Here is an 11,302-nt window from a genome sequence, read left to right as displayed (position 1 = left end):
ATAGAAAGCCTAAAAAGAGTAAAATATATAAGCATAAAACAGCCTCTATTCCATTTAGGAAATGCGCTGTAACCAATGGAAGAAGGGCAATACAGAAAATGCTAGGTGATAGATGTGCAAGTAACCTAAAGCTAAGCTTTTAAAGATATCGTTTCTAATAATATTAAATACAGGATATCTATGCCCTAACGGTCAGTAATGAGGATATAAAATTGAAATATAACAATGTCTAAAATAATTTCGCCCTAACGGGTGTTAAATACATAAATTTAAAACCTAAAAATCAATAGTTATTGGATGATTAAATCTAAAGAAAAATAATTGCCAACTATTACTTGACAGTAACAAACTATTATGTGATTTTTCACTAATGATTTAAATATGATATAATAGTGTAAATATTGGAATATGAAGGTAGGTATATGCAATGAATGATGAATTATATTATAGGACATACTCTACTCATTTAAGAGATATTTATGGGTGTAAGGTATATAAATTACCAGTGAATATACCAGTTACTTGTCCTAATAGAGATGGATGTGTAGGTACTGGCGGGTGTATATTTTGTGGAGATGTAGGAGCTGGATTTGAAAATTTATCTAATGAGATATCAATAAAGGAACAGCTAATAAAAAATATGTCATATATTAGAAAAAGATATAAAGCTAAAAAATTTATAGCTTATTTTCAAAATTTCACAAATACATATATGCCTTTAAAGATGTTTAAAAATTTAGTTTTACAGTCTATAATGGAAGATATAGTTGAAATAGCTATATCTACAAGACCAGATGCTATTTCTGATGAATATTTAGACTTTTTAAAGGATATTAGCATAAAAAATAACATAAGTATTACTATAGAATTGGGAATTCAAACAGTAAATTATAAAACTTTAAAAAAGATTAATAGAGGACATTCTTTAGCTGAATTTATAGATGCAGTTATGAGGATAAAAAGATATGGATTTAAGGTATGTAGTCATATCATACTTAATTTACCTTGGGATGATATAGAGGATACAATAGAGAGTGCAAAGGTATTATCAGCTATGGAAATAGATTATGTAAAATTACATTCCCTTTATATAGTTAAAAATACTTTATTGGCGAATATGTATCTTAATAATAAAATTCAATTGATTGATAAAAATGAATATATACATAGGGTGATAACCTTTTTAGAATATTTATCTCCCAATATAGTAGTTCAAAGATTATTGGGAAGAGCACCGAAAGAAGATACTATTTTTGTAAATTGGAATACAAGTTGGTGGAAAATAAAAGATGAAATTATTGAAAGTATGAAAACAAATAATATAGGGCAAGGTTGCAAATGTGATTATTTAAATGGTAAGGCAGTTAGAAAGTTTGTAGAATAGCTTTTAAATTTTAGGTTTTAACGTATAGGATTTGAGTCTTAATGTATAAAGGGGCAATAGTTGCCCCCAGTATTTATACTTTAGAAGAAAAAGTAGCACAATCTGTTTCTTGTACATTTTTAGCATGCATAGGTTGAATTTCTATCTTAGAAGCACTACAATGATTGTTATCTGTGTGATATTTACAAGTGCTTACTACACATTTAACGCCAGGCAAATAATCATTTTGATTTTTCATATTTTAACTATCCTCCATTTCTATAATTAATAGATTTTGATTTAATCTATAATATTATTGTTTGAAAAATATATGGGAATATACATGGTATAATATCTTAAATATACTTGATTTTTAAAATTAAAAATAATATTTAAAGAAAGGGATTTTAAATGTCAAAAAAAGAGAGAATAGATAAGATTTTGTCTAATATAGGATATGGAAGTAGAAAAGATGTAAAAAATTTGATTAAAAAAGGTATGGTAAGCATAGATGGAAATATTGTTAAAGACAGTGGTATGAAGGTAGATCCTTATGAAACTAAAATCTATGTAAGAGATAAATTGGTTAGATATAGAAAATACATCTATATTATGATGAACAAACCCGAGGGATATGTGTCTTCTACTGATGATCCTATAAATAATACTGTAGTTGATTTATTAGATGATGAGTATAAGATTTTCGATCCATTTCCTGTGGGAAGGCTAGATAAAGACACTGTGGGATTATTGATACTTTCTAATGATGGTAAATTAGCACATAGAGTATTAGCCCCTAAAAATCATATATCCAAGACATATTTTGCTAAAATACAAGGGAAGATAGATGATGAAGATATAACAAGATTTAAAGAGGGAATATTGTTGGATGATGGTTATAAAACCATGTCCAGTAAATTAGATGTATTAAAAAATGGAGATATATCTGAAGTATGTATCAATATAAAAGAAGGCAAGTTTCATCAAATAAAGAGAATGTTTAAAGCTTTAGATAAAAAAGTAATATATCTAAAAAGAATATCTATGGGTAGTTTGAAATTAGACGAATCTTTGAGAGAAGGAGAGTATAGGGAGCTTGAAATAGAAGAAATAAATCTATTGACTAAGTAGGATTTAATATATGTAGACCTAGAGTAGGAATAGATGATATAATAAAAGTTGATTTACACTGATTATCGAACAAAAGTATTATTGTTTTATATAAATAGTATTGGAGAGATGTAATATGAAAATAAAAGACTATATACCTAATTTTTTTACACTATTGAATCTTACCTTTGGAGTATTAGCTATAATTTATATTTTTTATGGCAATTATTATATGTCATCACTTTTGATTTTAATAGCTGCACTATCAGATAGATTCGATGGTAAATTAGCAAGAAAATTTGAGGCTACTAGTTGTATAGGAAAGGAGTTAGATTCTTTATGTGACTTGATATCATTTGGGGTGGCTCCAACGGTGTTGGTATGGAATATGAGATTGATAGATATAGGAGTTATTGGCATTATAATAACAGTTTTATATACTATATCTGGTGCATATAGATTGGCGAGATATAATACCATGGAATTTGATGGAATATATTATGGAGTGCCTATAACTATGGCAGGTGGTATAATTGCAATAGTTGCTTTGTATAATATTAAATACAATATTAATATATATGCATTATCTTCTCTAATGTTGCTATTATCCTATGCAATGATTAGTACGAAGATAAAATTGAAAAAAAGATAGTAATTTTTATAATAGAAAGGTGTTAAAATTGGCTTATTTTAAAAAAGAAAATGTATTTGATAAGTTTTTTAACCATAGGGATTCTCTTATAATTCAATATAAGAATGGTGATATTAGTAAGAGTGAGTATATAATGATGAATGTAGATTTTATGGAAAAGATGAATATAAGGCCTTTTAAAAAGATAGATAGTTTTGAGAAGGGAATTTATAATTATCAGTATTATAATATGTTAGCAAAGTATTATTATATGGAAGCTCAGCAAATCAAGAAAAATGATGAACATCAGAAATATTTTCAATCATTTTTAGATGAAGGTTATCATTATTACAAGTTAAAAGACAAATCAACGTTAAAGCTATTAAAATTTTTAAAGTTCAAAAATGTGGAATCATATTTTATAAAGGTAAATTCTGACAGGCTTCAAGGAAAACTTTTTGAGATTAATTTGATGGACTATGAAAAGGCAATACTACATTCGAAAAGTTATAGAATACTAGATATGCTAAGAGCAGAAGGAGTATTTATAGAAGGAGTGAAAAAATCTCTAATTGATGATTATGTAAATGTGAAATATTGATAAGAATTATTATATAAAAACTAGGAGTAATTACTCCTAGTTTTTACCAGCTATAATTTTAATAATATTTTCTAAAGAACTATTTCTGTCTATTTCATATTTACCAGATCTTAATTTTGTATCTAATTCTAATTCTTTTGCTTTTGCCAAAAATTCTTTTTCGCTATTTATTAGATTGTGTTGTAGAAGTATTTCTGCTATTTTAGGTCCTAAAGCACCTGATGGTATATCAATGGAAACTATCTCTGGTTCACTTACTTGTGGTGTTTCAGGTTCTTTTGGGGTCGAAGTATCTTCAGCAGGTGTTTCTTCTTTATCCGTATTGTTTTGTGGATCTGTTTCAGAAGTATCTACGATGGATTCAGGGGAATCAGATAAATCAATTTCATCTTCATTTTCACCTTGGGTATTAGCTATGTCATTGGAATCTTCAGAAGGATTATTGGTTTCTATACTTGCTTGAGGTTTGTCTATATCTTTTGCAAACAATATGTCTAATCTCCAACCAACAACTCCTCCAACTATAAGTACTACAACTAATATAAGAATATAATCTACTGAATCATATAAAAAATCTTTTGCTTTTTCACCTAGTTTACTCAAATTATCCCCCCTTTACTCATAGCCTAACAAAATAATAACACATAACCTATTGTGATTTCAATAAATTAAGATGCTTTATAGATAAAAAAATAATATAATCTTATTTTAACTTAATAGAAAAGGATGGTTTTTTTGAGAGAAATAATTATAAATAAAAATGAATCTAATCAACGAATAGATAGGTTTCTAAAGAAATATTTATCTAAAGCCAATAAAGGATTTATCTATAAAATGCTTAGGAAAAAGAGAATAAAATTAAATAATAAAAGGGCGAAGCCTGAAGATGAAATTATGGTCGATGATAGAATACAACTATATCTTTCTGATGATACTATTGATAAATTTACTGAGACTTTTAGGATAAAAAAGGTAAATCCAAATATAGACATAGTATATGAAGATAGTAATATAATAGTTATGAATAAAGAAAGGGGGATGTTATCCCATAGTAGTGATAGTGAAGAAAAAAATACTTTAGTAAATCATATGATAAATTATTTGTATGATAAAGGCATATACAGACCCAAAGATGAAAAAACTTTCAAACCTGCTATTTGTAATAGACTTGACAGAAATACTTCTGGGATAATTATAGGGGCTAAAAACTACAGTGCATTGAAACAGGTAAATAGGAGTATAAGAAATGGAAAGCTGAAAAAATATTATATATGTATGGTAAAGGGAAAAATATCTGATGACAGAATTTTAGAGGGTTATATTAAAAAGAAAGAAAAAAATAAGGCTGAAATATATGAAAATAAAATTAAAGATAGTAAATATATTAAGATTGCTATTAATGTTATTGGATATACCCAAGATTATTCTCTGCTAAAAATTGAACTAATTACTGGTAGATTTCATCAAATAAGGGCACAATTATCATATATTGGACATCCAATAATAGGTGATTTTAAATATGGTGATAAAAGGATTAATGAAATATTTTTGAAAAAATATTCTATAGATAGTCAAATGTTACATGCCATTGAAATAGAATTCAATGATTTGACAGAAGGGTTATCTTATTTAAATCATAAGAAATTTTATGCCCCAGTAGGGAATAGATTTAAAAAGTTAATAGACGAAATGTTTAAGGGGGAATTTACACGTGAATATTCAAAAGGGAGAATATACTGATATAGATAATATAGTAAAATTATGGGGGAAGTTATCAGATTATCATAAAGTTTTTAGAGATTATATGTCACCTTCTAAGGATTGGAATAGTAAAATAGAAGAGTTGTTTCGTGAAGATATAAATGATGATAATAAGCTTCTCTTAGTATGTAAAGAAAATAATGAAGTAGTGGGATTTATAAGGGCAGAGATTAAAGATGGTGGTGGGGTATTTGAGGATGTTCAATTAGGGTATATAAGTGATATATATATAGAAGAAAAATTTAGAGGAACAGGAATTTCTGAGGATATGATAAAAGAAGTTATTTTATGGTTCAAAGATAAGGGTATATATAATTTAAGGCTTAATGTTAATTCTCAGAATATGGCTGCAATAAAACTTTATAAAAAGTTGGGTTTTGAAGAAGTCAATAAAACTATGAGTCTAGATTTTTAGATTTATATTATAGTTTGAGTATTATTGAATACTTAATATGTTTAAAAAACTGAAAATTGCATATCCTAATTATGATAAAATCATAAGGAGGGATTATGTTGAGAGTTAAAGATGTAATGACAAAAAAAGTTGATTTTGTATCTGAAAATAGTACAGTAGCAGAAGCTGCTCAGAAGATGAATAACCTTAATGTAGGTTCTATGCCAGTGTGTAATGATGGTGGTATGGTTAGCGGTATAGTTACAGATAGGGATATAGTGCTCAGAAATGTCTCAAAGGGAGATACTCCTAATAATACGATTACCAGCGTAATGAGTAAGGGTGTAGTATCTGTTACTCCAGAAACTGATGTGCATGATGCTGCAAAACTGATGGCAGAAAATCAAGTTAGAAGATTGCCTGTTGTTGAAAACAATAAAATAGTAGGGATTGTTTCTATAGGAGATTTGGCTGTAAGGGATATTTATGTTAATGAGGCAGGAGATGCATTGTCTAGTATTTCAGAGCCTAGCAGACCTATGATGTAAGATTTTAGAATTAAGTTTAATATAGTCCCTTAACAGGGGCTATATTTTTCTACAATAATATAAATTAAAAATAAGGGGGCAGTTATATGAATACTAAAGAACATAAAATTGATATTGATATAATAGGATATGGAACATTTACTATAGTTAAAGGTCAATCTCTAAAAGAGATAGTATTAAAGAATATGCCTGAAAAGAAGCATGATTTTTTATGTGCTAGAATTGATAATGAAATAGTCCATATGGACAAAGTTATAGATGTAGATACTGAAGTTGAATTTTTAGATATTAGAGATAAAGATGGATTAAGGGTATATAGAAGGACGCTATCTTTTACATTTATAAAGGCATGCAAAGATTTATTTAAAGATTGCAAAGTATCTATAGAGCATTCGTTGAATAAAGGGTTGTATGTGGAAGTACATAAAGATCCTGAATTGAGTAAAAAAGACATAGTAGATATAAAGAAAAAAATGAAAGAAATAATATCTGATGATATGGAAATAAACAGAGAAAGAATGAAATCAGAAGAAGCAGATATTATATTTAGAAAACAAAATATGGATGATAAGTTAAGGCTGTCTAAATATAGAAGAAAAGATATTATTAATATCTATAATTGTGATGGATATTATGATAAATTTTATGGATTTATAGCTCCATATACTGGATGTATAAAAGAGTTTGATCTACAATATTATAACTCAGGGGTAATAATACAATTTCCTACTAAAGAGAGTGGATTTAAGATACCAGAATTTGAAAGACATGATAAATTAGCAAAGATATTTAAAGAGGCTGAAACATGGGGAGAAATATTAGATGTAGGATATGTAGGAGCATTAAATGATAAAGCTAGTAACGGGGAAATGGCCGATATAATAAGGATATCTGAGGCCCTTCATGAGAAAAAAATTGCATATATTGCCGATAAAATATGTGAAGATCCTAAAAGAAGGATAATTTTAATAGCAGGACCTTCATCATCAGGTAAGACTACTTTTGCTCAAAGATTGTCAATACAACTTAGGGTGAATGGTAAAAGACCAGTTTCTATATCTTTAGATGATTATTTTGTAAATAGAGAAGATACTCCTTTAGATGAAAATGGTGATTACGATTTTGAATCCATAGAAGCCATAGATATTAAATTGTTTAATGAAAATTTATTAGGGCTTATGAATGGCAAAGAAGTAGAGCTTCCTACATTTAATTTTATGACAGGAAAAAGGGAATACTTAGGTAAGAAATTAAAAATAGATAAAGATAATCCTGTGATAATTGAGGGAATACATGGATTAAATGAAAAATTGACTTCGTATATAGATTCAAAATACAAATTCAAAATATATGTAAGTGCCCTTACTCAGCTTAATATAGATAGTCACAATAGAATACCTACCACAGATAATAGACTTATAAGGAGACTTGTTAGGGACCATAAATATAGGGGCAGCGATGCTGTAAAGACATTAAAACAATGGGATTCAGTAAGACGGGGAGAGGAGATGAATATATTTCCATTTCAAGAGGAAGCTGATGCTATGTTTAATTCTGCCCTTGTCTATGAACTATCTATATTAAAAAGATATGCAGTACCTCTATTAAATGAAGTAAAAAGGGATAGTGAATATTTTGCTGAGAGTAAGAGATTGTTGAAGTTCTTGAGCTATTTTAAAGATTTTGATGGAGAAAGCATAATTCCCAATACCTCAATAATAAGGGAGTTTATAGGAGGAAGTTGCTTTAGAAATTGATGGCCAAGGGGGAAAAGCAATGGAAAGCTTGTTAAATAGGCTTGTAGAAAAAAATAGAGAATTAACTCATAAAGGTAATGTAGCAACATACATACCTATGTTAGGAAGGGCTAATCCGAGAGAACTAGGGATTTGTGTATTGGATATTGGAGACAATAAATATGTAGCAGGAGATTATAAACAAAAGTTTACGATTCAAAGCATATCTAAGATAATATCTCTTATGATTGCTTTATCTGATAATGGTGAAGAAAAAGTTTTTAATAAAGTGGGAATGGAACCTACAGGAGACCCTTTTAACTCTATAATTAAATTAGAAACTGTCTATCCTTCTAAACCTTTGAATCCTATGATAAATGCAGGTGCTATAGTTATAAGTTCTATGATAAAGGGAAAAGACAGCAATGAGAAATTCCATAGACTATTGGAATTTATAAGGGAGATTTCAGGCAATAATAGTTTAAATGTGGACAATGAAGTCTATTTGTCAGAGAAGAAGACTGGAGATAGAAACAGAGCGATGGCATATTTTATGAAATCTCAGGGAGTGATTGAAGGGGATGTGGAGGAAGTTTTAGATATATATTTCAAGCAATGTTCCATTAAAGTAGATTGTGAAGACATTGCCAATATTGGATTATTTTTAGCGAATGAAGGGATGCTTAATAAAAGTAATAAACAGATTATATCTCCTCATATAGCTAGAATTATAAAGACTTTTATGGTTACATGTGGCATGTATGATGAATCGGGAGAGTTTGCTATAAAGGTTGGAATACCAGCTAAGAGTGGTGTCGGCGGTGGTATACTTGCATCTGTTCCATATAGGATGGGAATAGGTATATATGGCCCATCTCTGAATAAAAAGGGAAATTCCATAGGAGGATATGGTTTGATTAAAGATTTATCAACAGAATTAGATTTGAGTATTTTCTAAAGTAAAGTCTGTCTATGCTGTCATCTGAACAGGATATATCATACTATGATATATAACATATTATAAGTTAGGTAGGTGATGGCATTGGATTATATATAAATTAGATGATGGAAAAGAAAATATAGAAGTGAATTTATCAATAGAGGCAGTAAATCATATGGATGATGTAGATGGAGTATTAATTATTCCATTCTATAATAATAATTATGTAATGTCATATAATTCTAAAGAGAATGCTTGGCAATTCCCTACAGGATTAAAAGATGACAATGAGAGCATTAAAGAATGTATTCAACGATTATCATTAAAAGAGATTGGAGGTATAATAGGATTTGTTGATCCTATAGGATACTATAAAGATAAAAATACAGTAGAAGAGTATAAATATGGTATTTATATAGTCGATATAGAAGATTTTACTACTAAACCTAAATGGAGTGAAACAGATGTAGTGAAAATATTTGATAGAATACCTCCAGAACTAATAGAAGATATGTTAATATACAATATTATATTAAATAGTTTAAAATTTATAATAAAAGAACAAAATTAAGGGCATATCATTTGATATGCTCCTTAAATATCTAAAAATTAATTTTATCCTTTCTAATACATATGCTAAGGACAATTCCTATGCTGGCCATGTTAGATAATAAAAAAGTACCTCCATAGCTTATAAAAGGCAACGGAATCCCAGTTACTGGTATAAGTCCCATGGTCATACCTATATTTTGTATTATATGAAAACCCATCATTGATGTTATGCCTACTGCTATTAAAGAACCAAATAAATCCTTTGCATTTTTAGATATTTTAACTAGTCTATATATTAAAGTAAAATATAAAATAATAATTAACAATCCACCAGCTAGTCCGAATGCCTCTCCTACAACTGCGAATATAAAATCTGTATGTTTTTCAGGAAGCCATCCACCTTCAAAAAAGCTATCTACCAATTTAGCTTGGTGAGATAATAGTCGACCTATGAGTTGACCTGAACCTATTGCTATCTTAGACTGATTAACATGATATGCAGCACCAGAGGGGTCTATACTGGGATCTAAAAATACCAATATTCTCTTTTTCTGGTATCGGTCAAAAAATTTAAACCATAGTATGGGAAAACTTAGAACTCCACCAATAAATGCATACAAATAATATTTAAAGTCTAGACCTGCTATAAATAGCATTACTGCAGTGAAAAATACAAAAACAATGGCAGTACCAAAATCTGGCTGTTGTAATACCAGTAAGATAGGTATTCCTGCAAATAACAATATCTTACCAAGTGTAAGAGGTTCATTAATCTTATCTTTATTTTTTTCTATAAATTTTGCCATTGATAATATCATGCCTATTTTTACTATTTCTGAGGGCTGGAATCTTATCTTACCAATAACTATCCAGCTGTTTGCACCCCATTGTTCTTTACCAGTCCCGAATAGTAATACAGCTATAAGAAGTAGATTACAGAAAATATATATGGGCATGTAGAATTTGCCAAAATTATTGTAGTCAAAGAAAGTTAAAAAAAGCATACCTATAAATCCTAGAAAAAAAGCTACACTTTGCATTTTAATATAACTAAGACTGTCAGATTTAGTGGATATATATATTGCTATAAATCCACATAAGTTCAATAAAAATATAGATATTATTAATTTATAATCCAATTTTTTCAATAATTTTTTTTCGAAATTTAGCATTTTTAGTCCTTTCTAATTTAAAGATTTAGATATTTGGTTTCAAATACTGAGAATGAATTTCCCTATTCAATTATAACATAATATTAAAAAAAATATTATTACTAGATGAAATTGGATAATTGGAAATTAATCAACTTATATTAGGGTATAAGTAATTTGGAGAAATTAAATTTCATATTGCCATATTAAATCACATTATATATAAAGACCAACTATTAAAAGTCAAGTCATTAAATAAAATAATTTTTAGAATTTTAATATTTAAAAAGAGCACAACAAATAAGACTTGTAAATTACAAGAGTTTAAAAGATAGTATTTAAAAATAAGATAAGTTAGATTTATTCATTTAGCCTTACTTCATAAGGAGCCTGATTTTTAAGCACAGCGTAAATAATATTGCACATTTTTCTTGAAACAGCACCAATGCAAGTAAGGTGGTGTTTACCTTCACCACGTTTCTTAAGATAATAAGCATTTAGTACAGGGTCATTAA

13 protein-coding genes are annotated in these 11,302 nt (G+C 28.3%); 10 read left to right on the top strand and 3 right to left on the bottom strand.

Going from position 1 to position 11,302, the window contains the following annotated elements; all coding sequences use genetic code 11:
• Window positions 1–427: 427 nt before the first annotated feature.
• On the top strand, window positions 428–1,384 hold the full coding sequence (gene mnmL, locus Q326_RS0114095; RefSeq protein WP_026895965.1) for a tRNA modification radical SAM protein MnmL/YtqA: 957 nt from the start codon (window positions 428–430) through the stop codon (window positions 1,382–1,384).
• Between the two features lie 73 nt (window positions 1,385–1,457).
• Here mnmL and Q326_RS18325 read toward each other — a convergent pair whose 3' ends face one another.
• Window positions 1,458–1,622, bottom strand: coding sequence for a DUF1540 domain-containing protein (locus Q326_RS18325; protein WP_084489669.1), 165 nt, complete (start codon window positions 1,620–1,622; stop codon window positions 1,458–1,460).
• A gap of 152 nt (window positions 1,623–1,774) precedes the next feature.
• On the opposite strand from Q326_RS18325, the gene Q326_RS0114085 reads away from it, so the two are divergent.
• The 3 genes from Q326_RS0114085 (at window position 1,775) to Q326_RS0114075 (ending at window position 3,705) form a co-directional block, all read left to right on the top strand.
• Entirely contained in the window at window positions 1,775–2,494 is a 720-nt protein-coding gene (locus tag Q326_RS0114085) for a pseudouridine synthase (RefSeq protein WP_026895964.1), read from the top strand.
• 115 nt (window positions 2,495–2,609) lie between these two features.
• On the top strand, window positions 2,610–3,125 hold the full coding sequence (gene pssA, locus Q326_RS0114080; protein WP_026895963.1) for a CDP-diacylglycerol--serine O-phosphatidyltransferase: 516 nt from the start codon (window positions 2,610–2,612) through the stop codon (window positions 3,123–3,125).
• 28 nt (window positions 3,126–3,153) lie between these two features.
• A complete protein-coding gene (locus Q326_RS0114075) occupies window positions 3,154–3,705 on the top strand; it encodes a DUF6648 family protein (protein ID WP_026895962.1) in 552 nt (183 codons plus the stop codon).
• Between the two features lie 36 nt (window positions 3,706–3,741).
• Here Q326_RS0114075 and Q326_RS0114070 read toward each other — a convergent pair whose 3' ends face one another.
• Window positions 3,742–4,308, bottom strand: coding sequence for a hypothetical protein (locus Q326_RS0114070; RefSeq protein WP_026895961.1), 567 nt, complete (start codon window positions 4,306–4,308; stop codon window positions 3,742–3,744).
• Between the two features lie 132 nt (window positions 4,309–4,440).
• Here Q326_RS0114070 and Q326_RS17495 point away from each other — a divergent pair, with 132 nt between their 5' ends.
• From Q326_RS17495 to Q326_RS0114040, 6 genes are all read left to right on the top strand, one after another.
• Window positions 4,441–5,445 (top strand): RluA family pseudouridine synthase, encoded by a 1,005-nt coding sequence (locus tag Q326_RS17495; protein WP_051531521.1) that lies wholly within the window; start codon window positions 4,441–4,443, stop codon window positions 5,443–5,445.
• A complete protein-coding gene (locus Q326_RS0114060) occupies window positions 5,417–5,881 on the top strand; it encodes a GNAT family N-acetyltransferase (RefSeq protein WP_026895960.1) in 465 nt (154 codons plus the stop codon). The genes Q326_RS17495 and Q326_RS0114060 overlap by 29 nt, the downstream gene beginning before the upstream one ends.
• 95 nt (window positions 5,882–5,976) lie before the next feature.
• Window positions 5,977–6,408: a CBS domain-containing protein gene (locus tag Q326_RS0114055; RefSeq protein ID WP_034602400.1), complete on the top strand. Its 432-nt coding sequence runs from the start codon at window positions 5,977–5,979 to the stop codon at window positions 6,406–6,408.
• Between the two features lie 86 nt (window positions 6,409–6,494).
• Window positions 6,495–8,165, top strand: a complete 1,671-nt coding sequence (locus Q326_RS0114050; protein ID WP_051531519.1) for a nucleoside kinase — start codon at window positions 6,495–6,497, stop codon at window positions 8,163–8,165.
• Window positions 8,166–8,184: 19 nt separating this feature from the next.
• Entirely contained in the window at window positions 8,185–9,102 is a 918-nt protein-coding gene (gene glsA, locus Q326_RS0114045; protein WP_026895957.1) for a glutaminase A, read from the top strand.
• Between the two features lie 127 nt (window positions 9,103–9,229).
• A complete protein-coding gene (locus Q326_RS0114040) occupies window positions 9,230–9,655 on the top strand; it encodes an NUDIX hydrolase (RefSeq protein WP_156936320.1) in 426 nt (141 codons plus the stop codon).
• Between the two features lie 31 nt (window positions 9,656–9,686).
• On the opposite strand, the gene rodA is transcribed toward Q326_RS0114040, so the two are convergent.
• Entirely contained in the window at window positions 9,687–10,808 is a 1,122-nt protein-coding gene (rodA, locus tag Q326_RS0114035; protein WP_026895955.1) for a rod shape-determining protein RodA, read from the bottom strand.
• Window positions 10,809–11,302 lie beyond the last annotated feature (494 nt).

Source organism: Clostridiisalibacter paucivorans DSM 22131, from assembly GCF_000620125.1.
GTDB lineage: Bacteria > Bacillota > Clostridia > Tissierellales > Clostridiisalibacteraceae > Clostridiisalibacter > Clostridiisalibacter paucivorans.
Note: the sequence above shows the minus strand (reverse complement) of the source record. Positions and strands in the feature narration are given on the sequence as shown.